The organism is Pseudosulfitobacter sp. DSM 107133 (genome assembly GCF_022788695.1).
Taxonomy (GTDB): Bacteria; Pseudomonadota; Alphaproteobacteria; order Rhodobacterales; family Rhodobacteraceae; genus Pseudosulfitobacter.
In genome coordinates this window covers 679888-703843 of the sequence record NZ_CP085154.1, presented here as the reverse complement: position 1 = coordinate 703843, position 23956 = coordinate 679888, and the positions used below count along the sequence as shown (strand labels likewise).

Sequence of the window (23956 nt, the reverse complement as noted above, 5' to 3'; positions counted from 1 at the left end):
CCATTGCATGCGGTGGCATGATGGCCCACATGGGCACCAAAGGAGATCCCGCATGGAACAGCTCGAAGAACAGATCGCCCACCTGATCCGCACCGTCGACGACCTGTCGGATGTCGTCGCCCGTCAGGAGGGGGAAATCGCCACGCTGACACGCCGCGTCCACATGCTGATGCAGCGCGAAGGCGAACGCGAATCCCAGACCACCGGCGGCACGGTGATTGGCGACGAACGCCCGCCCCATTACTGACAGCTCCGGCAGGGTGGCTGCCCGGCCCTTCGGGGAGAGTTTAAGGGCAAGATGAAGCAAAGACCGCGCTTTCATGCGCAGACCCGTCGCTTCTCTGGTTTGAAAAATCCCCCCCCGGAGGGCCCGCAGGCCCCAAGCGGCTCAGGGTGTTTTGATCGCCGCCGCCATCACCTGACCATCATGCAACAGCATATCCGCCCAGCGGGCGTTGTCGCCGAAGTGTTCGTAGGTGCTGATAAAAACCGTGTCGCGTTCCAACCGCCCGATGGCTTTGCCGCAGGGTTTGCGTTTGCCGACGCGACAGACCTGCGATTTCACCTTTTCATAGGCTTTGTCCGTGTCACTATATGGATATTCCTCGGCCGGTTTACCATAGCGCAGCTGTTCGTGCATCGATGGCGCCCCGAACATGGCAAGCGCTGCGGTAAACTGGCGCGGGCAGCCGTCCGAAAAGCCGGTGACGTAGAAGGTGCGGGCTCCGGTGCTTTTCGGGTTGCTGTCGTAGAGGGCAAAGCCGTTGCCCCGCGCGGGTGCCTTGTCAATCCTGGTGCCCAATGCGCGGCGACCTGCATCGCAGACCCTTGCGATGGCCCCATAGGGCAGCACCGCGCCAACGGGCACATCCAGCGTATCGGGGCCGGTGCGTCGACTGGCGTGACCGCCACCAAAGAGGCCGCTGCGCTTGCGTTCCGAAACCCGCGCTTGCGGGGCGCGATCAGGAATATCGGGGGAAAGCGATGCGCTTTGTACGCTTGCATCTGATGCAGTCTGATCTTTGGCGGTTGTGCGCGCACCCAACAGGCCGAACAGCCCGCGCCGCTTTTCCGGTTCGACCAGTGGGGCCTTGTCAAAGGCGGCCTCTGCCGCTTTGGGATCAGCCTGCGCGGGGTCAGGTGTCAGCGCGCCATCACCGGAGCCATCCTCTGCACTGTCGCCCGCATCGGGCGTCGCATCGCCGCTGTTGTTCAGCAACGCACCAAAGAGTCCACCTTCACGGGCCAGCTCTTCGGGGGATGGCAGTGCGGCAGCGACCGGTTGTTCGTCCGCCAGTTCCACATCAGCGATATGTTCGACCTTGTCCAGCGGATCACCGCAGCCTGCCAATGCAAGCGCCATCGCCAATCCTGCCAAAGTCTTGTGCACGCCGCACCTCCTGCGTTTGCGTGCGCAAGTGTTAACGCAAGCAGCGCGCCCCTGTCCACCAAGTTGGCCCCGGCCAGCAAAGCCGTGCCTAGGCGGCGCTGCGCCTCAGACCCACTTGGCCAGCGGCGGCAGGCTCATCAACACCGCGTTTGCGTCATGGCCGGTTTCCAGCCCGAACTTGGTCCCGCGATCATAGACCAGATTGTATTCGGCATAGAGCCCGCGATGCACCAGTTGCGCGTCTTTGTCCGCGTCATCCCACGGCATTGCCCGCCGCGCAGCGACCAGTGGCACAAAGGCCGGCAGAAAGGCGCGGCCGATGTCCCGGGTCAGGGCAAAGTCCGCCTCCCAGTCGCCGGTACAGTGATCGTCCATAAAGACGCCGCCCACGCCCCGCGCCCGTTTGCGGTGGGGGATGTAGAAATAGTCATCCGCCCAGGCCTTGAGACGCGGGTACAGGTCAGCGCCGTGCGGATTCAGATGCGTCTGTTGTGTGGCATGGAAATGGGCGGTGTCCTCGGCATATTCGATGCAGGGGTTCAGATCCGACCCGCCTCCGAACCACCAAGCATGCGGGGTCCAGAACATGCGGGTGTTCATATGCACCGCAGGCGCGTGGGGGTTCTGCATATGCGCCACCAGACTGATTCCAGACGCCCAGAACCGCGGATCGTCCTTCATCCCCGGAATGCCCTTGCGCGCGGCCATCGCCACCTGCGCCCGCTCGCCCAAGGTTCCGTAGACGGTCGAGATGTTCACCCCGACCTTTTCGAACACACGCCCGCCACGCATCACGCTCATCAATCCGCCGCCCGCGTCTGATCCGTCGTCCGAGGCGCGCGTGGTTTCTGTCACCTCGAAGGCGCCGGGGGCTTTGTCGGACAGCGGCCCGGTGTCGTGGCTTTGCTCAAGTCCTTCGAATGCGGCAACGATTTCATCGCGCAAGCTGCGGAACCACGCGCTGGCCTGCGCCTTTCGGGCTGAAAAGTCTTCGGTCATCAGAACGCCTTAATGTGCAGGTGCGCGGACCGGGTCCAACAGGCTGCGCCCGCCGTCGACCGTGATCGTTTCGCCGGTGATAAATCCCGCCCCTTCAGAGGCCAGAAACTGAACCGCGTCCACCAGCTCGCCGGGGCTGGCAATGCGTTCCAGCGGGGTGTGGTTTTCAATGTCCTCGCGCCATTCACGGTGGTCCATGATCGACGACTTGAGCGAGGCCGACATGACCGACCCAAAGGCCACCGCATTGACCCGAATGCGGTCATGCGCCAGTGCCAGCGCCATTGAACGGGTCATCTGTTCCAACGCGGCTGAAGCGATGGAATAGCCCAACAGTTCGGGGCGGGTGTGCCGTGCGGCGATGGACGACAGGTTGATGATCGATCCGACCTGCCCCTCGGTCTTGCCTTCGGCTTGTTTGATCATCCGGCGCGCGACCTGTTGGGTCAGGCGCAGCGATGTCATCAGGTTCTGCTCCAGCAGGATTTCGACGCTGGTATCATCCACGTTCAGCGCGTCGGTTTCCATGACCTGACGCGACGCGTTGACCAGAATGTCGACCTCGTCAAAGGCATCAATCGTGGCCGAGACCAGATTGGCAATGGTCAGACGCTGGCGCAGGTCGCCCGCAAAATAGCGGATGCTGCCCTCGTCCGTCTTGTCGCCATGCTGCTGGATCAGCGCCTTTTCATCCATGTCGGCGCACATCACGTTGGCGCCCTTGTCGGCAAACTGTCGCGCGATGGCCAGACCAATACCGTTGGCCGCCCCCGTCACAATCGCCGTCTTGCCTGAAATCGAAAATGACATCGCCTGATCCTTATGTCCTGCGTTTGGGCTTGGTCGCCCGCGTCAATTTGAATCGTCCGTCCCCGCCCACATCCTCGACGCGGGCAAACTGCTGCTCCAGCGCCGTCTCGTATGGCAGATGACGGTTCGCAACCATCCACAGGGTTCCCTGCGGGGTCAACACCCGTGCCGCCGCGGCGACAAAAGCCTGCCCCAGCGACGGATCGGCATTGCGTGTGGTGTGGAACGGCGGGTTCATCACCACCGTGTCGATACGCCCCTTTGGCGCCCAGCGTGTCGCATCCGCCCAGTGAAACTGCGCGCGCGGATCGGTGACGTTGCGCCTGGCGCATTCCAGCGCAAGATGGTGCGCCTCGACCAGATGCACCGCCTCGACGTCGCTGCGGGTCAGAATGTGAGCTGAAAGAAAGCCCCAGCCCGCCCCCAGATCAGCCACCTGCTTGCCCAGCTTGTCAGGCAGCGCCGCCGCCAGCATTTCCGAAGCGGGATCAATGCCATCTGCCGAAAACACGCCAGGCCCTGTCCAGAACCCGCCATCGGTCAGCGCCGGGCCTTGCGCCCAATCGGCAAACGCATCGCTGGCTTGCATCCAGAACAGCTTGCCATGCGCCTTGTTGATCGCCTCGGTCACATCGGTGCGCTTGCGTGTTTCCTTGCGAATGCTGTCGATCCCGTCGGTTTTCTGCCCGTCGATCACAACCACACCATCCGTCGCGGCACAGGCCTGCGCGATCAGCACATGGGCCTCGGCCTTGGCGCGCGGCACGCAGACCACAGCGGCCGCATAGCGCCCTTCGGCGGCGGTGCGGCAGGTCAGGCCCAACGCTTCAAAATGATCGTGCACTGGGCGCAGGGGCGAGATGACCTCGCAAGGCCCCAACGCGCTGAGGTCTGCACCAGCGGCGGGCGCAAAAACCGCAATCCGCCCGGAAACGTCAAAGCCCACCGCGACCGCCAGCGGCAAACGCGCGCCGATCACAGCGCCGACACCCGAAGTTTTTCCAAAACTCGATATCGTTTCCCCGTCAGGGAAACGTCCCAATGACCCTGCGCGTGCATCGTTGTCAGTCTTCTTTTTCCATGGTGCATTGCAGCGGATGCTGGTGCCGACGCGCAAAATCCATCACCTGCGCCACTTTCGTCTCGGCAATCTCGTGACTGAAGACACCGACCACGGCCAGCCCCTTTTTGTGGACCGTCAGCATGATTTCGAAGGCCTGCGCATGATTCAGCCCGAAGAATCGCTCAAGCACCAAAACGACGAATTCCATCGGCGTATAGTCATCGTTCAACAGCATCACTTTGTACAACGGAGGCCGCTTGGTTTTCGGCTTGGTGTCTGTGATGACAAAGGTATCTCCGTCATCATCTGACTTGCCTGCCATTATATGCGTCTGTCGCAGTATCAAAACGTCACCCAAATCCGTTGTCTGTCTGTCAACCCACTATATAACGCCCGGACGGCCCATGAAAAGAGGCAGACCCTGCGATGCATCAAACCTTAACCACTATTGCCTTCGATGCGGACGACACTTTGTGGCACAACGAACGTTTCTTCAAGCTGACGCAAGAGCGGTTTGCCGATCTGCTGGCACCCCACACCGATTCTGACGCGCTGATGCGCCGTCTTCTGGCGGCGGAACGGCGCAACATCGGCCACTATGGATTCGGCATCAAGGGCTTCGTGCTGTCGATGATCGAAACCGCACTTGAGGTCACGCAGAACGCCGTACCCGGCGCGGTGATTGCCGAGCTGATCGCTGCGGGGCAGGACATGCTGCAACACCCCATCGACCTGTTGCCCCACGCCACCGACGCCCTGCGGGCCGCGCAGGCCGTTGGTCCGGTGTTGTTGATCACCAAGGGCGACCTTTTGGATCAGGAGCGCAAAGTGGCCCAGTCCGGCCTGGGCGATATGTTCGACGCGGTCGAGATTGTGTCAGCCAAAACACCCGCAACCTACACGCAGATTTTTGATGTCTACGACGGTGCCGCGCGCAGCATGATGATCGGCAACTCACTGGCATCAGACGTGCGCCCGATGCTTGAGGCCGGCGGCTGGGGCGTCCATGTGCCCCACGATCTGCTGTGGGATCTGGAACATGCCGAAACGCCCGACAGCCACCCGCGATTTCGCGAGATTTCGGATCTGGGCGGCCTGCCCGACCTGCTGGCGCAGCTCGGCTGAGTCTCGCTGACCAAAGCGCCATATTCCTGACACAATACAGGGTGTGGACAACCTTGACACCTCAACCCCTAAATGTGGCCATGCAGACGCGGTGGATTTCGATATTCCCCTTAGAAATAAGGGTTTATTACACCCACAACCTATGCTAGCCTCGGTCTCATAATCGGCCACTCGAAATAATCGGGGGTCACGAGGCAGATAAAAGGCAGGTTTCCAGTGAAGGTTCGGCGCATTCAGCCGGCCCGTTTCGGGCTATTCGTTTTCGTGGCGCTGTGGATGCTGGTGGTTCTTCCGCTCAGCGCCCTTGCAGCCCCATATGCGGCCTATGTGATCGACGCCCGAACGGGCGAGGTCCTGCATGAACACAATTCCAACGCCCGCCTGCACCCTGCATCGCTGACCAAGATGATGACGCTGTACATCACCTTTGAAGCGGTCAAGAAGGGCGAGATCACGATGGACACGATGGTGACCGTTTCGAAAAACGCTGCCTCGGAAGAACCGTCCAAGCTGGGCCTGCGGCCCGGTCAAAAGATCAAACTGCGCTATCTGGTGCGGGCCGCTGCGGTGAAATCCGCAAACGATGCCGCCACCGCAATTGGCGAGGCCATTGGCGGATCAGAGGCGGCTTTTGCGCGCCGCATGAACCGCACGGCCAAAGCAATGGGTATGACCCGCACAACCTTCAAGAACGCCAACGGGCTGACCGAAGCAGGGCACCTGAGCACCGCCCACGACATGACCATTCTGGGCCGCCACCTGCTGTATGACTATCCAGAATATTACAACCTGTTTTCACGCACCTCGGCCGATGCGGGCGGCAAGACAGTATACCATACCAATCGCCGCTTTCTGGCCTCCTACAAGGGCGCCGACGGGATCAAGACGGGCTATACGCGGGCGGCGGGCTTCAACCTGACAGCCTCGGCCCAGCGCGGCAACGAACGGATCATTGCCACTGTATTCGGCGGAAAATCCACCGCCTCGCGCAATGCCAAAGTGGCCGAACTGCTGGACCTCGGCTTTCGCCGCTCGCCCAGCAATGCTCCGGTCCGCAAACCCGCCAGCCCGTCCTATACTGACGAACCGGTTGTTGTTGCCGGAAACGGGCAAGCCCCGCAAGGCGCAGGCAAAACCATCCGCGTGACTGGCGCTGTTACACGCAGCCTGCGCCCCAGCCTGCGCCCGGGCGAGACAGGGCAGCCGGTTCTTGTCGCCCAGGCGCCGCCACCGATTGTCACTCCCGACGACATCTCGGCAGCGCTGGTCGAGGCGCAGGCCGCATCGCTGGCCGATGCAAAGCCAACTGTCGCACATAAAACCGCGCCCAAATCCACATCGGTACGCCCGGAACCGCGCCCCGAGGATCTTGTGCTGGCCAGCGTCGACACCTCATCTGCCGCCACGACCAGTATCGTCGAGACGCCCGAACCCGAAGTTGTCACCCGTCTGTCCACTTCGGGGGGCCGCCACTGGGGCGTCAACGTGGGCCGGTTCCCCAGCCGGTATCAGGCTGAAAAGGTTCTGCTGAAGACAGCGCTGACCGAAATGGCCACGCTGGATGGCGCACTGCGCAAGGTTGTGCGCCGCCCGCAGGGCTTTGACGCGCATTTCGTCGGCATGACCCGCGACACCGCCGATCTGGCCTGCCGGCGGCTTCAGGCGCGCAACATGACCTGTTTCATGGTCGGCCCTGCGTCATAAATCGCCCAGCGTCGGAACCTGACGCGCCAGCCAGCGCACAAAGGTGCGCAGACCCGGACGCATGACACCAGGCCGTGTGACCAGATGATAGCCCGCTCCGGCCTGCGGCTCTTCGAACAACTGAACCAGCCGCCCCTCTTTGATGTCTGTCGCCACAAAGGCACGCACGGTCACCGCAATGCCCTGCCCGCCCCGCGCCGCATCCAACACCAGATTTCCCGGCATCTGCATATAGGCTCCCACAGCCCCCTGTTCGACACCGTGGCGACGCAGCCATGTTGTGCTTTCGGTGGTGCCAAGCTCTTCGAGCCATGGCAGACAGGCCAGATCGGCGGGGCTGGCCACTGGCCGGCCTGCGATCAGCGCGGGCGCTGCAACCACGACAATCGGTGATTCAAGCAACATCTGACTGTCGTGACGCGGCCATGGCCCGACCCCGTAGCGAATCGCCAGATCAATCCCGCCGGGACTCAGCTCGGCCAGCTTGGGCGTCGGATCGATCAACAGCTTTATCAGCGGGTTATCAGCCTGAAAGGCAGGCAAACGCGGCATCAGCCACGCGGCGGCAAAGGTCGGGGTGGTTGAAACATGCACCGCGCGCGCATCGCTGACGCCGGTGATATCCTCGACCGTGCGCGCGATGTTGCCGAAGCCTTCGCTGCATGCCTGCGCGAGTACAGCGCCTGCCTCGGTCAGTTCCAGATTGCGCCCTGTGCGGTCGACCAATGACACACCCAGGTGGCCCTCAAGACTGCGTATCTGCTGGCTGACGGCCGCGTGGCTGACACCCAACGTGCCCCCTGCGCCCACCAGCGTGCCCCGTTCCGCAAAGGCCGCAAAGGCCCGCAGCGCGGCCAGCGGGGGCATATAGCGCCAATCCATATGAAATCTCAGCTTACATAATGAAAATCCAATTGAGTCGCATGATCAGTCGTTTCTTTCCATATTACAAGGACACAAGCGTAACTTAGAAAGGACACGCCATGTTGAATATCTATGCAGATACTTTCAGAACTGCGACGCGGACCAACACAACACGCGTATACGACGCGCCTGCCAAAGCGCCGCGCAAGCGCTGGCTGCCCAAGGGTCACTGGTTCGTGCGGCCAGCGCGCGACATTGACCTGAACAAACTGTGAGCGCCGCCATGAACACCGTCACTGCCCTGGTCCTCGTCGATATCCAGAACGACTATTTCGACGGGGGCCTGTGGCCGCTGCATGACATGGACGCAGCCGCCGAGGTCGCCGCCAGCGTGCTGGCCCATGCGCGCAGCCGTGGGTGGCCTGTATTCCATGTCTTTCACCACGGTGCCGAGACTGCACCGTTTTTCCGACCCGATACCGCGGGGGCCGAAATTCACCCTTCGGTCACGCCGATCGCGGGCGAAGCAATGATCCTGAAACACCGCCCCAACAGCTTTCTAAACACCGACCTGCACAGGCTATTGCAAACCAAAGGCGTCACCCACCTTCGTCTGATTGGCGCGATGAGCCAGATGTGTATCGACGCCACGGCCCGCGCGGCCCGTGATCTGGGCTATACTGTCGAGATCATCGCCGAGGCTTGCGCATCCCGCGCGATCAACTGGAACGGCACCGAAGTGCCTGCGCCGCTGGTACATGCCGCCTTTATGGCTGCGCTCGACGGCACCTATGCGACTGTCTATCCGACCCTGGATGACGCCGCTTAATGCGTCGCTTGCAGCAGGGTCCGGGTGTATTCCGTTTGCGGGTTGTCGAACATTTCGGCCGCACTGCCATGTTCGACCACGTCGCCCTGCTTCATTACCATCACCTGATGTGACATTGCGCGCACGACCTTCAGGTCGTGGCTGATGAACAGATAGGCCAGCCCGTATTTCTTTTGCAAATCACGCAGCAGTTCGACGATCTGCACCTGCACTGTCATATCCAGCGCGCTTGTCGGTTCGTCCAGTACCACCAGCTTGGGCCGCAAGACCATGGCGCGGGCGATGGCGATGCGCTGGCGCTGCCCGCCGGAAAACTCGTGCGGATAGCGGTCCATCGTGGCCGGATCGAGGCCCACTTCAACCATCACCTCGCTGACCAACTCGCGGCGATCGCGGTGGGCATCGACCTTGTGCACCGTCAGCCCCTCGGCGATGATCTGGGCGCAGGTCATGCGCGGGCTGAGCGACCCGAACGGGTCCTGGAACACGATCTGCATCTCCGACCTCAACCGGCGCAGCTCGCGCGTCGACCATTTGCGCACGTCCTGCCCCATGTAGACGATCCGCCCCTCGGACGAGATCAGCCGCATGATGGCCAGCGCCAGCGTCGTCTTGCCCGAGCCGCTTTCGCCCACAATGCCCACGGTTTCGCCTGCGCGCACCGTCAGGCTGGCGTCGTTCACGGCCTTTACATGGCCGGTGGTGCGGCGCATCAGTCCGGTCTGGATCGGGAACCAGACTTTCAGATGCTCTGTCTCGGCCACCACGCGCGCATCTGCGGCCACGGGGTCCGGCGCGCCCGAGGGTTCGGCGCTGAGCAGCATCTTGGTGTAGTCATGTTGCGGGTTGGCGAAAATTTCTGACGTGGGGCCGCTTTCGACCACTTCGCCGTGGCGCATGACGAACACACGGTCTGCAATGCGGCGCACGATGCCCAGATCGTGGGTGATGAACAGCATCCCCATGTTCTCGGTCTGCTTGAGGTCGGCCAGCAGGTCCAGGATCTGCGCCTGAATTGTCACGTCCAGCGCCGTGGTGGGTTCGTCCGCGATCAGAACGTCGGGCTGGTTGGCCAGTGCCATTGCGATCATCACCCGCTGCCGTTGTCCGCCGGACAGCTGGTGCGGATAGGCGCCCAGACGGCTTTCGGCGTCACGGATGCCGACCTTGTCCATCAGTTCGAGGATACGTTTGCGCGCCGCCTCGCCCGCCAACCCCTGATGCAAGGCAAGGCTTTCGGTCAACTGCTTTTCAATGGTGTGCAGCGGATTGAGCGAGGTCATCGGTTCCTGAAAGATGAAGGAAATGTCGTTGCCCCGCACCTTGCGCAGCAGCGCATCACTGGCGCCGATCATCTCTTGCCCGTCATAGGTGACAGACCCCGAAACCTGCGCGCTGTCCCCCAGCAGCGATACGGTGGAAAGTGCCGACACCGACTTGCCCGACCCACTTTCCCCCACCAGCGCCACGGTTTCACCACGCGCGACGCTGAACGACACGCCCTTGACGGCATCGGTCAGCGCGCCGTCCTGCCGGAAGGACACGCGCAGGTTTTCCACCTTGAGGATGGGATCAGTCATGAAAACGTCTTTCGCGGATCAAAGGCATCGCGGATGCCCTCAAAGATAAAGATCAACAGCGACAGCATCACCGCGAACACGGTGAAGGCGGTAAAGGCCAGCCACGGCGCCTGCAGGTTCTGTTTGGCCTGCAAGGTCAGCTCGCCCAGCGAAGGCGCTGATGAGGGCAGGCCAAAGCCGAGGAAATCAAGGATCGCCAGCGTCGAAATGGTGCCGGTGATGATGAACGGCAGCATCGTCAGCGTCGCAACCATCGCGTTGGGCAGCATGTGGCGGAACATGATGGTCATGTTGCCGACGCCCAAGGCGCGCGCCGCACGCACATATTCCAGGTTGCGGGCACGCAGGAATTCGGCGCGCACCACGCCGACAAGGCCCGTCCAGCTGAACAGCACCAGCAGGAACACAAGCAGCCAGAAACTGCGCCCCAATATCGCGAACATGATGATGATGACATACAGGCTGGGCGTCGAAGACCAGATCTCGATGATGCGCTGAAAGATCAGATCGACCCAGCCCCCAAAGAACCCCTGCACCGCGCCCGCGACGATCCCGATAATGCTGGCCGCACCCGTCACTATCAACGTGAACAGAACCGACAGCCGGAAGCCATGGATGACCCGCGCCAGCACGTCGCGTTTGGTGCCGTCTGTGCCCAGCAGGTTCTGACGGTTGGGCGGCAGCGGCGCCGCGCCGGGGCGGTCCACGGCGGTGTTGAACGAATAGGGGATCAGGGGCCAGATGGCCCAGCCCCGGTTGATCTTCTGCCCGTCAATCTCGCCATCTGCCGCGTCGGCAATCAGCGCGTCGGGATCGTCAAAGCAGGCCTCCATGCCCCCCGTGGCGATCAGACATTTGACCTCGGGGTCGCGGTACACTGCCTCGGTCTGGAAATCACCGCCAAAGTCGGTTTCGGGGTAAAAGTGCCAGATCGGCGTATAGAATTCGCCCTGATAGCGCACGAGTATCGGTTTGTCATAGGCCAGAAATTCGGCAAACAGGCTGAGCCCGAACAGCACCGCGAAAATCCACAGCGACCACAGGGCGCGACGGTTTTTCTTGAAATTGCTCCAGCGGCGTTTGTTCAGCGGCGACAGGGCAAAGATGCGACGGGGCGGGGCCGTCACAACAGCGGAATCATGATCCATCAGCCTTCCCTCCGCTCGAAATCAATGCGCGGATCGACCAGCACATACATCAGGTCCGACAGGATGCCGACCACCAGCCCGATCAGGCCAAAGATGAACAACGTGCCAAACACGATGGGATAATCACGCGCCACCGCCGCCTCGAAGCCCAGACGGCCCAGACCATCCAGCGAAAAGATCGTCTCGATGATCAGCGAACCGCCAAAGAACACGCCGATGAACACCGCAGGAAAACCCGCAATGACGATCAGCATGGCGTTGCGGAAAACGTGGCCATACAGCACACGGCGTTCCGACAACCCCTTGGCGCGGGCGGTCATCACATAGTGTTTCTTGATCTCGTCCAGAAAGCTGTTCTTGGTCAGCAGGGTCAGCGTGGCAAAGGCCCCGATGGTGCTGGCCAGAACCGGAAGGGTGATGTGCCAGGCGTAATCCTTGACCTTACCCCACAGGCTGAGCGTGTCGAAATCGTCCGAGGTCAGGCCGCGCAGGGGGAATATCTGCCAATACGATCCACCGGCGAACAGCACCAGCAGCAAAATCGCGAACAGGAATCCGGGGATGGCATAGGCGGCGATAATCGCCCCCGATGTCCAGGTATCGAATTTCGACCCGTCCCTGACCGCCTTGCGGATGCCCAGCGGGATCGAGATCATATAGGCGATCAGCGTCGACCACAGGCCCAGCGTGATCGAGACGGGCAGCTTTTCGATAATCAGATCAACCACGCTGACCGACCTGAAATAGCTCTCGCCGAAATCAAAGCGCATATAGTTCCAGACCATCCGCAGAAACCGTTCCAGCGGCGGCTTGTCAAAGCCGAACTCTTTCTCAAGCTCTTTGATGAACTCGGGCGGCAGACCACGGGCACCAACATATTTGCTGTCCGACGCGGTGTTCAGCGCGTCCATGCCGCCGGCGTCGTTGTTGCCGCCGGCAAAGCCCTGAAACACATCGCCGCCGCCCTGGGCGCGGGCGATGGCCTGTTCAACCGGCCCTCCGGGCACGAATTGCGTCAGCACGAAGTTGACCAACAGGATACCCAGCAGCGTCGGAATGACCAACGCCAGCCGTCTGAGAATATAGGCGCCCATCTGCTACCTCAGCGCGCCCGACGCGCGCAGGGCGTCGGCTTTGTCCTGATTGTACCACCAGAAATCCATGTAGCCCAATTCAAAGGGCGGGATCGTGTCGGGGTGTTCGTACTGGTCGTAATAGGCAACCCAATGGCTGGGATTGTACCAGACGGGAATCATGAAGAATTCGTACCGCAAGGCACGGTCCAGCGCGATCAGGGCCGTTTTCTCGTCGGCGCTGTTCTGCGCGTTCAGGCCCGCGCTTATGATGGCATCGACCAAGGGGCTGGACAGGCCCGCAGGGTTGAACAGTGAAAACGCCGAAGTTTCCGACCCGTAAGCTTGCTGCAAACCGGTGTGGGCAATCAGGAAGGTCAGGTAGCTGTCATAAACCAGATCATAATCGCGGTCCCGTTCGCGGCTGGTGTATTGTGACGAATCGACTTTTTCCAGGGTGATGTCGACGCCCAACTTTTTCACGTTCGAAACATAGTTCTCCATCACCCCGGACAACGTACCCGACGCCGAAGAGTTGAACAGGAAGTTGAGTTTCAGGACCTCGCCCTCGGCGTTGCGGCGAATGCCGTCATCGCCCACGGCCCAACCCGCATCATCCAGCAATTTCATGGCTGTACGGGTGTTGCGCCGGTCCAGCAAACGTTCGGGGCTCGAGGTGTGGGGCACCAGTGCCGGTTCGCTCAGCATCTCGGGCGGCACCAGATCGCCCAGGCTTTGCAACAGGTCCAGCTCGGCGCCTTCGGGCAGCCCGTTGGCCATCACGTCAGTGTCTTGGGAGAACGAAGCGCGCTGTTTGAACAATCCGTATTGCAGACTTTCGTTGGTCCATTCAAAATTGAACGCAAGTGCCAGTGCCTGACGCACACGACGGTCTTTCAGCGGCTCTGAGTTCAGATTGAACACGATGCCGGCAGGTGTCGGGGGCGCGCCGTCGGGCAGGTCTTCGACCTTGATCGCACCGCTTTTCACCTTGGGGAAATCATAACCCGTCGCCCATTTCTTGGAATCGCTTTCGCGGCGGAACGTGTATTCGCCCGCTTTGAAGGCCTCGAACGATGCGGTGTCGTCACCGAAAAATTCGACGCGGATCTGGTCAAAGTTGTTGCGCCCGACGTTGAACGGCAAATCCTTGCCCCAGTAATCGGGGTTGCGTTTATACACGATCCGGCGGTTCACATCGACGCTGTCGATCACATAGGGGCCGGAACCGGGGGAAACCTCCATGCGGCTTTCGTTCAGGCCTGCGCCGGTTTTTTCGTACCAGGCCTTGGACCATGCAGGCACCGCGCCGACCTGATCAATCAATGTGCGCCGCGAAATGCCGGGGGCGAAATAGAATTTGATGGTGTGATCGTCGAGCACCTCGACCTTGGGGATACGCTTGCGCACCGCGTCTGCATAAGATTTCAGCCCCTCATCCAACAGCAGGTTGTGCGAAAATTCGATGTCATAGGCGGTGACAGGGGTGCCATCCGAGAACTTGGCCTCGGGGCGCATGTGGAAAATCACCCAATTCTTGCCCTCGTCATACTCAAGGCTTTCGGCCAGCAATCCGTAGGATTCGGCATAGACATCGGCAGGCACAGCGGCACCCGTCGGCCCCTCGCCCAGCAGGCTTTCGTACATCATCGACGACAGCGCGCCGGCACGGCCCTTGCGGGTGTAGGGGTTCATCGAATCAAAGGTGCCCACCACTCCAAGCGAGATTTCACCACCCTTGGGGGCGTCAGGATTCACATAGGAAAAGTGTTTGTAATCCTCGGGATAGCTTAGATCGCCATAGAAAGAGTAGCCATAAGTATCGATAATCCTGTCATCCGCCGCAGCGTCGGCATCGGTGGCCGCCGCGTCATCGGCCCAAACCGGCAACGCGAGCATCAGCGCCAACAACAAAGCCAGACCAACGGCCCAGACACCTCTGTCCGGCGTGGTGCTGCGGGCCCTGGCGATAACGCGGGCCTTTTGGCTGCGGTGGTGGCGTGACATCATGATACCTGTCCTCCTTGGTGGGGGTCGTTTTTGGCGTTGGTTTCAACGCAATATGGCACATCTACGCGAAAGGGCCAGCCGCACCAGACACAAGTTGAGTTTCCGTGAACGACGGTGAAACCTCAGCAACAAAAGGCCGGCCGCACAAAAAAGGCCGCCTGCGCGATGCAAGCGGCCTTTTGAAATCTGGAATTGGCGCAGATCAGTTCGTAACGCTTTGAATGTAAGCGATCACGTCGGCGCGCTCTTCCGGTTTTTTCAAACCGGCAAAGCCCATTGCGGTGCCCGAAATAAAGCCGCGCGGGTTTTCGATAAAGTGGCTGATCTCTTCAGGTGTCCAGACGCCACCGTGTCCCGCCATCGCCGCCGAATAGCTGAAGCCTGCAACCGCCCCGACATCGCGGCCTACAAGACCGTCCAGGTGCGGGCCGGTGCCGTTGCTGCCATCAAGCTTGTGACAAGCCGAGCACTTGCGGAAAACCTTGGCGCCTTTTTCAACGTCGGCGTTGGCCATCAGCTCGTCAAAATTGACTTCTTCGGCGGGCGCGGCATCACCACCACCGTCAGCCACTTCGATGACATAGGCCGCCTCGCCGTGGCTTTCGGGATGATACAGCCCCTCGGCTGCCCACTTGCCCAGCAGGAAAATAAGAAGCGCGCCACACAGCGCCCCGGCCACCTTTGTCGTCGTCATAGTGTCGAACATTTGTCTCGCATCCACGTCTATGGGTTTGGCGCGGTTTCTACGGCTTCCCCTTGGCTGTGGCAAGGTGTAGTTACCGCGACCAATCGCCCTGCCCCCGGTAAAGTGCAGCGGGGCCAGTGACAAAGGACCGATCATGCCCGAACGTATTGCATTTCAAGGCGACCTGGGCGCCTACAGTCACGAAGCCTGCCTGAACGCGCGGCCCGGAGCGATTCCCGTGCCTTGCACCACCTTTGACGACGTGATTGACGCCGTGAACAGCGGCGCTGCCGATCTGGCCATGCTACCGGTTGAAAACACGACCTATGGCCGCGTGGCCGACATTCACAGGTTGCTGCCGCAATCCGGCTTGCGCATCGTCGGCGAAGCCTTTGTGCGCGTGCGCATTGCCGTGATGGCAAACCCCGGACAGACGCTGGACGATATCAAACATGTGCGCGCGCATATGGTGCTGATTCCGCAGGCGCGTGCCTTTTTGAATGCCCACGGAATGACCGCCGAAACCGCAGCCGACAGCGCCGGTGCCGCCGCCGATATCGCGGCCTCCGGCGAAATGGGCGTGGGGGCGCTGGCCTCGGCTGTCGCGGCGGAAATTCACGGGCTGACCGTTCTGGCCAATGGCATCGAGGATCAGGGCCACAACACAACGCGGTTCCTGCTGATGGCGCCGCAAGCTGATTACAGCCGCCGCGCCGATCACATGATCACCACCTTTGTGTTCGAGGTGCGCAACATTCCCGCCGCGCTGTACAAGGCGATGGGCGGCTTTGCCACCAACGGCGTCAACATGACCAAACTGGAAAGCTACATGGTGGGCGGCGCGTTTACCGCCACCCAGTTTTATGCAGATATCGAAGGCCACCCGGAAGATCCGGGTGTGGCCCGCGCGTTGGAAGAGCTCGATTATTTCACCAACATGATTGATATTCTTGGCGTCTATCCCGCAGCCCCCGGACGCGACTAGCGTCCGTATCCAATTGCCACCCATAACGGTACATCGTATGTCAATTCACGGGAATTTGCTTTTGCAGCATTTCGTAAGATTTTACGCTGCTGAACCTTCTAAAAACTGAGCGCGTCCAATGCCGGATTCTTTCGAGAAATACAGCCTGACTTGGCATGTCACCCCCGAGCTTTTGGGCGTGCTCAGTGCCAGTGGAAAATTTGAAAATACCAATCCGGCCTGGTACAAAATTCTGGGCTGGCGTGCAGCTGATGTCGAGACAAGACAGTTCTTTGATTTTATCCACCCCGATGATTTCGCAAAAACCGAACGCGCCTTTGAACTTGTCCAAAAGGGCAAGCCGATCATGGGGTTCGAAAACCGCTATCGACACCGTGACGGCAGTTATCGTTGGTTGTCATGGAACTGCGTGCCGGAAGGTGGCCGTTTCTTTTGCTCGGCCCGCGATGTCACCGAAGAAAAACTGAATCGGGCCAATTTGAAAAACCGCGAAGAAGAAGCACGCTTTCGCGAGCAATTCATCGCAATCCTTGGCCACGACCTGCGCAACCCGCTGGCGGCAATCAATGCCGCCACCCGCATGTTGCAGCGGCGCGAAGACGACCCCGAAAAACTTCAACTAATGAGCTCGGTTCAGGATTCAGTCGGACGCATGTCGGCGCTGATCAACGACATGATGGACTTTGCCCGCGCCCGACTGGGCAACGGCATCAATCTTGCGACCCGGTCAGACACAGAGCTGCACGCGGTTCTGGATCAAACTCTGGATGAAATCCGTCTGGCCCACCGCGAAACAGAATTTGAAGCTGATTTCGATTTTTCCGACCCTGTACAGGTTGATGGCCAGCGCATTTCACAGCTGGTGTCGAACCTGCTGTCCAATGCCGCAACCCACGGCGACAACCTGAATCCCGTGCGTTTGCAGGCCCGCGATGAAAACGGGAACCTGGTTATTTCCGTGCAAAACAGCGGCGCGCCGATCCCCCCCGAACGGTTAAGCGGAATTTTCGAACCGTTTTCGGGCTCGGAACCGGACGCAGAACAGCGCGGGCTGGGTTTGGGATTGTACATCGCAGACCAGATTGCGCGCGCGCACAACGGGTCTATGCACGCCACATCGGATGAGACCGGCACCAGCTTTGTTTTCACAATGCCGCGCACGACCGAAGCGGAACATAGCAGCGCCTGATCCTGTCAGGCCAGGCGTTTGTAACGCTCTTCCATCGTTTTTGCATATTCCGCCACACGCAGCTTGAATCGTTTGGTCAGTGAGGTTTTGGCCAGTTTCAGCGACTGGACCAGCAGCCGCGAAGACAGGTTCAACGGCGTGACCTCAAGTGAAATGGCGACGCGCGTGCGACTGCGCGACAAGGACATAAGTTCAACCTGAAACGTCCCCTCAAGACCAGGAGAGCGATAGGCCAGCAGCATATCCTGCGGCCGCTCGAACCGGGTCATTTCCAGCTGCACCTTGCGCATCTTGCCACGCATTGAAAACACTACGTCCCACATCATACCGATGCCGGGGCTTTTCAGCCGGTCCACCCGCTGCACCTCTGCGCCGCGACGCATGGCAGACCGTTCGAACCCCTCGAAATCGCAGAGCATGTCAAACACGGCTTCGATAGGAGCCTCGATATCTTCGCGGGTCGAGAATTTCATGGTGCGGCCTGTGCTCTTTTGCTTTTTTCAGCAGTTTCTTCTTAATCCAGCGTATCCGCAAGCCAGTTCTCTAGCAAAAAATGTGCAATTGCACCTTTGCGGGCGGGCAAAATGTGCGGATGTTCACCGGCAAAGACCTGAACCATGTCTTCACGACTGACCCACATCGCATCCTCGATCTCGACCGGATCAATCTGGATTTCCGCGCTCAGCGCCTCTCCGTGACACCCGAACATCAGCGATGCCGGAAAGGGCCAGGGCTGGCTGGCAAGATAGTCCACCTGCCCCACCCGCACGCCGCTTTCCTCAAACACCTCGCGGCGCACGGCGGCTTCCAGTGTCTCGCCCGGTTCGACAAAACCGGCCAGCAGGGAATACATGCCCTCGGGCCAGCCCGGAGAGCGCCCCATAAGAACCGCATTTCCATGGGTAATCAACATGATAACAACCGGATCGGTGCGCGGAAAGTGGCTGGTGTGGCAGGCCGGACAGTCGCGTTTCCATCCACCGTCTGCAATTTGGCTGGCGACGCCGCATTGGGAACAGAACCCGTGACTGTCATGCCACCCGATGATCGCCTTGGCGGTGGCAGCCAGTTCGGCATCACGCGGGCTGAGCCAGGTCATGATGCGGCGCAACTCGGCAAAGACCTCGATGCCTTCCAACGTCGGGTGGTGCTGTTCGCTGGGGTCCAGAAAACTGCCAAGCGCGGCCATTTCGGCCGGGTCCGGCTCCCAGTTCGACAGATCAAAGGCAAAGCGCGGCGCGCCGTCCTCGCGGCCCAGAAAAACCGGTTCACTCACTGCATCTTGCAAAATCGGGTGATCCATAGGCAAACGCATCAAGATGGCGGGCCGGATACGCACAATCAGGGGCTTGCCCCGCCACAGCACGATAGCGCGGGCATCGGGATGGGCACGCGCGGCGGCAATGGCAGCCGGGTCGGCCCGTATTTCGCCCGCACGGTCCAGTGCCGAACCTCCGAAAGTCACCTGTTCCGCATGTCGCATATCTGCTGTCTCCCTCGTATGTGCTCACCTTTGGCATGCACAACTAAAGTGTTCAATCCCGCGAAAAATCTTGCGGGCCACAGGAATTGCAACCTAAGGTGTGACTTGTGAATTTGTTCCTCCCTTAATGATTGCCCCCAATGGTCTCCAGTTCCCCGTCCGACGCAGACCCGTTTATCACACCCCCTATCACCGCCGGTCTGCGTATTCTGGCCACCACCGACATGCATATGCAGTTGACCGCGCACGACCACATTCAGGCCGTGACCCGCCCCACCGGCGGGCTTGCGCGGGTGGTCACGCTGATGGAACGGGCCCGTACCGAAGCAGGCGATGCACTTGTACTGACCTTTGACAACGGCGATCTGCTGCAAGGGTCTGCAATGGCCGAGGTAATGGCGTCCCCCGCCCATATTGCACAGCACCCCATTGCAGAGTGCCTGACCTTGGCAGGCTACGATGCCATCGGTCTGGGCAATCACGATCTGGACCACGGCCTGTCTGTTGCGCACCGCTTGCTAAGGGGCATTTCCTGTCCTGTTCTTAGCGCCAACTTCGAATCCAGCGCGCTGCCATTCGTGCGCCCCTACACCTTGCTGCATCGCGAGGTGCGCGGCAGTGACGGCGTTTTGTATCCTTTGTGCATTGGTGTCACCTCTGCGCTTCCTGAACAGACAAAACTTTGGAATTATAGACAACTGGGGCAATCATCGCGCTTTGTCAGCCCGGTCCCGCGACTGGCGGAACTGATCCCACGAATGAAAGCCGAAGGAGCAGATCTGATCGTTGTTCTGGCCCACGCAGGAGCAACGGCAGCCAACGCGCCGGACCGGAAAGAGAACTTTGCACTTGCCGCTGCACGTCTGCCCGAAGTGTCGGCAATTGTCTGTGGCCACACCCACCTGAAACTGCCAGGCCCGGATCATCGGGGCATTCCAGGCGTCGACGCCGACGTCGGGCTGTTGCACAATGTGCCTGCTGTGATGCCCGGTTTCGCTGCCAACGCTCTAGGATTGATTGACATCAAGCTAGAGCGCGCGCCCGCAGGCTGGCAGATACGCGACAGCCGCAGTAGCCTGCGTACCGCCGGTGCAGCCGTCCCTGAACACCCTGCCATCCTGCGCACTGTCTCTGACGCCAACAAACTGACCCAATCCCATATGGCCGAACCTGTGGGCCACACAAACATGTACCTGCACAGTTTTTTCGCACATGCGCGCGCAGATCACGCGACGCAAATGCTGGCACTTGGCATGCAGCACGCCATTCGCACAGCCGCGCGTGGCACTGGCTTGGGGCATCTGCCGATCCTGGCGGCCTCCAGCACAGTCGCCAAAGGGGGGATGCCCGGACCACAAAACTATCTGGACGTACCACCCGGCGCGATTTTGCGTCGTGATATGTCACGGATATTTCCCTATTCCGACAGGGTCTGGGCGATTTGCGCAACCGGTGCACAGATACTGGAATGGCTTGAACGCAGCGCTGTCGCCTTTACCCACCTCACCCCGGACAGGCCCGATCAGGCGTTGATACGCCCGGATGTGCCAGGGTTCCAATTCGATGTCATATGCGGCCTGAATGTTACCTTCGACCCCACACAGCCCGCCCGTTATTCGCCAACAGGCCAGCTGATCGCCCCGCGGGCACGCCGCGTTGCCAGTGCCCATTGGAACGGTACACCGCTTGACCCGAAGCAACAGTTTCTGGTCGCGGCCAACAGCTTCCGGCTGTCCGGTGGCAGCGCCTTTCCCGGCCTGTCACCCGACAAGGTCGCAGTGCGCACCGAGGTTTCGGTTATCACCGCCGCAATAAACGCCCTGGCCCACGACCCGATACCCGCAAAGAATCCCGATGCGTGGCGTTTCAAACCGGGACTTGGCGTCACTGCACGGCTTGAAACCGCACCGCAAGCGGAACGCCATCTGGAGCATATCGCCGAACTTGCCCCCATACCCATCGGCCTGACGGACCGCGGATTTCTGAATCTGCGCCTGACCCTGTAGCCAAATGGTTGCCATGGCGCGACACGCCCCCTATATGGGGAATCGAGAGGTTGGCGCGGGCGAGCGCCTCGCCAACCCGGTCAGATCCGGAAGGAAGCAGCCGTAACGAGTCCCGCTTGGGTCGTTGTCCAATCTCTCACCTCAGCCCTTGCGTGGCAAAGCGGCTTTCCCCCTCACAATTATCGCGCGGCGAAGGTATCGCATTGATCCACCAGCCCGCTGTCGTATCCGCGCCGGAACCACCCCGCGCGCTGTTCAGACGTGCCATGGGTAAACGTGTGCGGCTGCGGCACTTGCCCGGCCTGACGTTGCAGGTAATCATCCCCGATCTTGCGCGCCGCATTCAACGCCTCTTGCAGATCGCCCCGCTCCATCAATCCCTGCACCGATTGCGCCCAGACACCTGACAAACAATCCGCCATCAGCTCCAGACGCACCGTCAGCGCATTTGCCTCGGCGGTGTTGGCCTTTTGGCGGGCCGCGTTCACCTGCCCCAGAATGCCCAACTGGTTCTGCACATGGTGCGCAACCTCGTGCGCGATGACATAGGCGGCCGCAAAATCACCCTCGGCACCAAGCTGCTGCGACAACATCGTGAAAAAGGCCGTGTCCAGATAGGCCTTTTGATCCACAGGGCAGTAAAACGGCCCCGTCGCACCTGACGCGCCGCCACAGGGGCTTTGCGTGACACCGTCAAAGACCACCATAACCGGCGGTGTATAGGTGCGGCCCAACTGTTCGGCAAAGATACGGGTCCAGACCTGCTCGGTTGTGGCAAGCACCTGCCCTGCAAATTGCGTGGCTTCGGGATCGGCGGGCTGCGCCTGCGTGGTTTGTTGCGACCGGGGCTGGTTCGTCCCCTCCAACAGTGGCGTCACGTCAATGCCGGTAAAATACCCGATGGCCAGAACCACCAGCAAACCCACAATACCGATGCCACCCGCAGCCCCCGCGCGTCCACGCCCGCGCACCTCGACGTTCCGGCTGCCCTTGATTCCCCGCAAACGCATGATGTCTCTCCCTTTTGGCATCCGGCTGATCTTCAGGCGAACGTTCCTGCCCCAGATTAGTTCAATGCCAAACAGAAATGAATTGGCTGAATATCGCACCAACCGGACGCAAGATTGCGCCGGCATGGGCGTGATCGGCGCTATCCTTTGGTCATTGTCGGCTTGGGCGGTAGACGTTGCCCCCGCCAGCACATAGGTTTACCCGGTCACTCGAATCCAGCAAGGTTGCCATGACCGACACAGCTCCCGCCCAATATCAGGTACTGGCCCGCAAATACCGGCCCGAAACCTTTGCCGATCTTGTCGGTCAGGATGCGATGGTGCGCACGCTGAAAAACGCATTCGATGCCGATCGCATCGCCCAGGCGTTCATCATGACCGGCATTCGCGGCACCGGCAAAACCACCACGGCGCGTATCATCGCCAAGGGCATGAACTGCATCGGCCCCGATGGCAACGGCACGCCGACGACCGAACCCTGCGGCACATGCGAACATTGCATGGCGATCATGGAAGGCCGCCACGTGGATGTGATGGAAATGGACGCCGCTTCGCGCACCGGCGTGGGCGACATCCGGGAAATCATTGACTCGGTCCACTATCGCGCGGCCTCGGCCCGCTACAAGATCTACATCATCGACGAAGTGCACATGCTGTCAACCAGCGCGTTCAACGCGCTGCTGAAGACGCTGGAAGAGCCGCCAGCCCACGTCAAGTTCATCTTCGCCACCACCGAGATCCGTAAGGTGCCCGTAACGGTGCTGTCGCGCTGCCAGCGGTTTGATTTGCGCCGGATCGAACCCGAGGTGATGATCGCCCTGATGCGCAAGATTGCCAGCGCCGAAAGCGCCGAGATTGCCGATGACGCGCTGGCCCTGATCACCCGTGCCGCCGAAGGATCGGCCCGCGATGCGACCTCGTTGCTGGATCAGGCCATTTCCCACGGTGCGGGCGAGACCACCGCCGAACAGGTCCGCGCCATGCTGGGGCTGGCCGACCGGGGCCGTGTGCTGGACCTGCTGGACATGATCCTGCGCGGCGACGCGGCAGCGGCCCTGACCGAATTGGGCGCGCAATATGCCGACGGGGCCGACCCGATGGCCGTGCTGCGCGATCTGGCCGAGATCACCCATTGGGTCAGCGTGGTCAAGATCACGCCCGAGGCCGCCGAAGATCCCACCGTTGCCCCCGATGAGCGGCAGCGCGGGCAGACCATGGCCGAGAACCTGCCGATGCGGGTACTGACGCGCCTGTGGCAGATGCTGCTCAAGGCACTGGACGAGGTCGCCGCCGCCCCCAACGCGATGATGGCCGCCGAAATGGCGATCATTCGCCTGACCCATGTGGCCGACCTGCCCACGCCCGAGGAACTGGTACGCAAGTTGAACAGCAAGCCACCGCCCGCACCGGGCGGAAACAGCGGGTCTGTCGGGGGCAGCGCGTCGGGCGGTGCCACGCAGGCCTATGCCCATGCCGCCCGACCTGCCGCCCAAAGCAGTGGCGGCCCGACAGCGGCATTGGCAATCGACGCCGACAGCGCACTGGCCCGGTTTCCCAGCTTTGAACATGTGATCGAACTGATCCGCACCAACCGCGACGTGAAACTGCTTGTCGAGGTGGAAACCACACTGCGACTGGACGCCTATCAACCGGGCCGCATCGAATTCGTCCCCACAAACGACGCGCCGCGCGATCTGGCGCAACGGCTGGGCGCGCGCCTGCAAACATGGACCGGCAACCGCTGGGCCGTCAGCATCGTCAACGACGGCGGCGGCAAGACCATCGCCGAAGTCCGCGATGCCGCCGAACTGGAACAACGCGCCGAGGCCGAAGCACACCCGCTGGTACAAGCTGTCATGGCCCAGTTCCCCAAGGCACGGATCACCGCGATCCGCACCCCCGAAGACATCGCAGCCGAGGCCCAGGGCGAAGCCTTGCCCGAAGTCGAAGACGAATGGGACCCTTTCGAGGAAGACTGACTCTTGCCCCTAAGGGCACGCGAC

At 60.9% G+C, this 23956-nt stretch carries 23 protein-coding genes and 1 other RNA gene; 10 read left to right on the top strand and 14 right to left on the bottom strand.

The annotated features are described in order from the left end of the window. The first annotated feature begins 52 nt into the window (after window positions 1–52). Window positions 53–247 carry a SlyX family protein gene (locus tag DSM107133_RS03495; RefSeq protein WP_028954929.1) on the top strand — a complete coding sequence of 65 codons (195 nt, stop codon included), beginning with the start codon at window positions 53–55 and terminating at the stop codon, window positions 245–247. 141 nt (window positions 248–388) lie between these two features. Here the strand turns inward: DSM107133_RS03495 and DSM107133_RS03490 are convergent, their stop codons facing one another. The 5 genes from DSM107133_RS03490 to clpS form a co-directional block, all read right to left on the bottom strand. Further along, on the bottom strand, window positions 389–1390 hold the full coding sequence (locus DSM107133_RS03490; protein WP_162791934.1) for a hypothetical protein: 1002 nt from the start codon (window positions 1388–1390) through the stop codon (window positions 389–391). A gap of 105 nt (window positions 1391–1495) precedes the next feature. Then, window positions 1496–2389 carry an oxygen-dependent coproporphyrinogen oxidase gene (gene hemF / locus DSM107133_RS03485; protein ID WP_114291554.1) on the bottom strand — a complete coding sequence of 298 codons (894 nt, stop codon included), beginning with the start codon at window positions 2387–2389 and terminating at the stop codon, window positions 1496–1498. A 9-nt stretch (window positions 2390–2398) separates the two neighbouring features. Next, window positions 2399–3199: an SDR family oxidoreductase gene (locus DSM107133_RS03480; protein ID WP_114291553.1), complete on the bottom strand. Its 801-nt coding sequence runs from the start codon at window positions 3197–3199 to the stop codon at window positions 2399–2401. A gap of 10 nt (window positions 3200–3209) precedes the next feature. Beyond that, window positions 3210–4175: a class I SAM-dependent methyltransferase gene (locus DSM107133_RS03475; protein ID WP_114291573.1), complete on the bottom strand. Its 966-nt coding sequence runs from the start codon at window positions 4173–4175 to the stop codon at window positions 3210–3212. 88 nt (window positions 4176–4263) lie between these two features. After that, a complete protein-coding gene (clpS, locus tag DSM107133_RS03470) occupies window positions 4264–4584 on the bottom strand; it encodes an ATP-dependent Clp protease adapter ClpS (RefSeq protein WP_240310333.1) in 321 nt (106 codons plus the stop codon). Window positions 4585–4688: 104 nt separating this feature from the next. Between clpS and DSM107133_RS03465 the strand changes: the two genes are divergently transcribed. Beyond that, window positions 4689–5387, top strand: a complete 699-nt coding sequence (locus DSM107133_RS03465; RefSeq protein WP_114291552.1) for an HAD family hydrolase — start codon at window positions 4689–4691, stop codon at window positions 5385–5387. A gap of 216 nt (window positions 5388–5603) precedes the next feature. Next, window positions 5604–7091, top strand: a complete 1488-nt coding sequence (locus DSM107133_RS03460) for a serine hydrolase (protein ID WP_240310331.1) — start codon at window positions 5604–5606, stop codon at window positions 7089–7091. On the opposite strand, the gene DSM107133_RS03455 is transcribed toward DSM107133_RS03460, so the two are convergent. Further along, a complete protein-coding gene (locus DSM107133_RS03455; protein ID WP_114291551.1) occupies window positions 7086–7973 on the bottom strand; it encodes a LysR family transcriptional regulator in 888 nt (295 codons plus the stop codon). The genes DSM107133_RS03460 and DSM107133_RS03455 overlap by 6 nt on opposite strands. Window positions 7974–8074: 101 nt before the next feature. On the opposite strand from DSM107133_RS03455, the gene DSM107133_RS03450 reads away from it, so the two are divergent. Together DSM107133_RS03450 and DSM107133_RS03445 are read left to right on the top strand one after the other, a co-directional pair. Continuing rightward, window positions 8075–8230: a hypothetical protein gene (locus tag DSM107133_RS03450; protein ID WP_162791933.1), complete on the top strand. Its 156-nt coding sequence runs from the start codon at window positions 8075–8077 to the stop codon at window positions 8228–8230. Between the two features lie 8 nt (window positions 8231–8238). Beyond that, window positions 8239–8784, top strand: coding sequence for a cysteine hydrolase family protein (locus tag DSM107133_RS03445; protein WP_114291570.1), 546 nt, complete (start codon window positions 8239–8241; stop codon window positions 8782–8784). Here the strand turns inward: DSM107133_RS03445 and DSM107133_RS03440 are convergent. From DSM107133_RS03440 to DSM107133_RS03420, 5 genes are all read right to left on the bottom strand, one after another. After that, the gene (locus tag DSM107133_RS03440) at window positions 8781–10364 is read right to left on the bottom strand and encodes an ABC transporter ATP-binding protein (RefSeq protein WP_114291550.1); all 1584 of its coding nucleotides are present in this window, start codon (window positions 10362–10364) and stop codon (window positions 8781–8783) included. The two genes, DSM107133_RS03445 and DSM107133_RS03440, sit on opposite strands and share 4 nt — an antisense overlap. Continuing rightward, entirely contained in the window at window positions 10361–11512 is a 1152-nt protein-coding gene (locus DSM107133_RS03435; protein WP_114291549.1) for an ABC transporter permease, read from the bottom strand. Before DSM107133_RS03435 ends, DSM107133_RS03440 begins: the two co-directional genes overlap by 4 nt. Next, window positions 11512–12606, bottom strand: coding sequence for a microcin C ABC transporter permease YejB (locus DSM107133_RS03430; protein WP_114291548.1), 1095 nt, complete (start codon window positions 12604–12606; stop codon window positions 11512–11514). The genes DSM107133_RS03435 and DSM107133_RS03430 overlap by 1 nt, the downstream gene beginning before the upstream one ends. 3 nt (window positions 12607–12609) lie before the next feature. After that, window positions 12610–14595: an extracellular solute-binding protein gene (locus DSM107133_RS03425; RefSeq protein WP_114291547.1), complete on the bottom strand. Its 1986-nt coding sequence runs from the start codon at window positions 14593–14595 to the stop codon at window positions 12610–12612. A gap of 202 nt (window positions 14596–14797) precedes the next feature. Beyond that, entirely contained in the window at window positions 14798–15301 is a 504-nt protein-coding gene (locus tag DSM107133_RS03420) for a cytochrome c family protein (RefSeq protein ID WP_114291546.1), read from the bottom strand. Window positions 15302–15434: 133 nt separating this feature from the next. Between DSM107133_RS03420 and DSM107133_RS03415 the strand changes: the two genes are divergently transcribed. Both DSM107133_RS03415 and DSM107133_RS03410 read left to right on the top strand, forming a co-directional pair. Continuing rightward, on the top strand, window positions 15435–16265 hold the full coding sequence (locus DSM107133_RS03415; RefSeq protein ID WP_114291545.1) for a prephenate dehydratase: 831 nt from the start codon (window positions 15435–15437) through the stop codon (window positions 16263–16265). A 118-nt stretch (window positions 16266–16383) separates the two neighbouring features. After that, a complete protein-coding gene (locus DSM107133_RS03410) occupies window positions 16384–17454 on the top strand; it encodes a PAS domain-containing sensor histidine kinase (protein WP_114291544.1) in 1071 nt (356 codons plus the stop codon). A gap of 5 nt (window positions 17455–17459) precedes the next feature. On the opposite strand, the gene DSM107133_RS03405 is transcribed toward DSM107133_RS03410, so the two are convergent. Together DSM107133_RS03405 and nudC are read right to left on the bottom strand one after the other, a co-directional pair. After that, window positions 17460–17927 (bottom strand): SRPBCC family protein, encoded by a 468-nt coding sequence (locus DSM107133_RS03405; protein WP_114291543.1) that lies wholly within the window; start codon window positions 17925–17927, stop codon window positions 17460–17462. A gap of 41 nt (window positions 17928–17968) precedes the next feature. Beyond that, on the bottom strand, window positions 17969–18937 hold the full coding sequence (gene nudC, locus DSM107133_RS03400; RefSeq protein WP_114291542.1) for an NAD(+) diphosphatase: 969 nt from the start codon (window positions 18935–18937) through the stop codon (window positions 17969–17971). Window positions 18938–19077: 140 nt separating this feature from the next. Here nudC and DSM107133_RS03395 point away from each other — a divergent pair, with 140 nt between their 5' ends. Beyond that, a complete protein-coding gene (locus DSM107133_RS03395) occupies window positions 19078–20943 on the top strand; it encodes a 5'-nucleotidase C-terminal domain-containing protein (protein WP_114291541.1) in 1866 nt (621 codons plus the stop codon). A 43-nt stretch (window positions 20944–20986) separates the two neighbouring features. Further along, window positions 20987–21085, top strand: an RNA gene (ffs, locus tag DSM107133_RS03390) — signal recognition particle sRNA small type. Window positions 21086–21122: 37 nt separating this feature from the next. On the opposite strand, the gene DSM107133_RS03385 is transcribed toward ffs, so the two are convergent. Continuing rightward, window positions 21123–21953, bottom strand: a complete 831-nt coding sequence (locus tag DSM107133_RS03385) for a neutral zinc metallopeptidase (protein WP_114291540.1) — start codon at window positions 21951–21953, stop codon at window positions 21123–21125. Window positions 21954–22183: 230 nt separating this feature from the next. Here DSM107133_RS03385 and DSM107133_RS03380 point away from each other — a divergent pair, with 230 nt between their 5' ends. Beyond that, window positions 22184–23932, top strand: a complete 1749-nt coding sequence (locus DSM107133_RS03380; RefSeq protein WP_114291539.1) for a DNA polymerase III subunit gamma/tau — start codon at window positions 22184–22186, stop codon at window positions 23930–23932. Window positions 23933–23956 lie beyond the last annotated feature (24 nt).

Bases quoted from the DNA above. Each gene is read 5' to 3' on its own strand.
- DSM107133_RS03495 (WP_028954929.1), top strand. From the start codon at position 53: ATGGAACAGCTCGAAGAACAGATCGCCCACCTGATCCGCACCGTCGAC.
- hemF (WP_114291554.1), bottom strand. From the start codon at position 2,389: ATGACCGAAGACTTTTCAGCCCGAAAGGCGCAGGCCAGCGCGTGGTTC.
- DSM107133_RS03480 (WP_114291553.1), bottom strand. From the start codon at position 3,199: ATGTCATTTTCGATTTCAGGCAAGACGGCGATTGTGACGGGGGCGGCC.
- clpS (WP_240310333.1), bottom strand. From the start codon at position 4,584: ATGGCAGGCAAGTCAGATGATGACGGAGATACCTTTGTCATCACAGAC.
- DSM107133_RS03465 (WP_114291552.1), top strand. From the start codon at position 4,689: ATGCATCAAACCTTAACCACTATTGCCTTCGATGCGGACGACACTTTG.
- DSM107133_RS03455 (WP_114291551.1), bottom strand. From the start codon at position 7,973: ATGGATTGGCGCTATATGCCCCCGCTGGCCGCGCTGCGGGCCTTTGCG.
- DSM107133_RS03450 (WP_162791933.1), top strand. From the start codon at position 8,075: ATGTTGAATATCTATGCAGATACTTTCAGAACTGCGACGCGGACCAAC.
- DSM107133_RS03445 (WP_114291570.1), top strand. From the start codon at position 8,239: ATGAACACCGTCACTGCCCTGGTCCTCGTCGATATCCAGAACGACTAT.
- DSM107133_RS03440 (WP_114291550.1), bottom strand. From the start codon at position 10,364: ATGACTGATCCCATCCTCAAGGTGGAAAACCTGCGCGTGTCCTTCCGG.
- DSM107133_RS03435 (WP_114291549.1), bottom strand. From the start codon at position 11,512: ATGGATCATGATTCCGCTGTTGTGACGGCCCCGCCCCGTCGCATCTTT.
- DSM107133_RS03430 (WP_114291548.1), bottom strand. From the start codon at position 12,606: ATGGGCGCCTATATTCTCAGACGGCTGGCGTTGGTCATTCCGACGCTG.
- DSM107133_RS03425 (WP_114291547.1), bottom strand. From the start codon at position 14,595: ATGATGTCACGCCACCACCGCAGCCAAAAGGCCCGCGTTATCGCCAGG.
- DSM107133_RS03420 (WP_114291546.1), bottom strand. From the start codon at position 15,301: ATGTTCGACACTATGACGACGACAAAGGTGGCCGGGGCGCTGTGTGGC.
- DSM107133_RS03415 (WP_114291545.1), top strand. From the start codon at position 15,435: ATGCCCGAACGTATTGCATTTCAAGGCGACCTGGGCGCCTACAGTCAC.
- DSM107133_RS03410 (WP_114291544.1), top strand. From the start codon at position 16,384: ATGCCGGATTCTTTCGAGAAATACAGCCTGACTTGGCATGTCACCCCC.
- DSM107133_RS03405 (WP_114291543.1), bottom strand. From the start codon at position 17,927: ATGAAATTCTCGACCCGCGAAGATATCGAGGCTCCTATCGAAGCCGTG.
- nudC (WP_114291542.1), bottom strand. From the start codon at position 18,937: ATGCGACATGCGGAACAGGTGACTTTCGGAGGTTCGGCACTGGACCGT.
- DSM107133_RS03395 (WP_114291541.1), top strand. From the start codon at position 19,078: ATGGTCTCCAGTTCCCCGTCCGACGCAGACCCGTTTATCACACCCCCT.
- DSM107133_RS03385 (WP_114291540.1), bottom strand. From the start codon at position 21,953: ATGCGTTTGCGGGGAATCAAGGGCAGCCGGAACGTCGAGGTGCGCGGG.
- DSM107133_RS03380 (WP_114291539.1), top strand. From the start codon at position 22,184: ATGACCGACACAGCTCCCGCCCAATATCAGGTACTGGCCCGCAAATAC.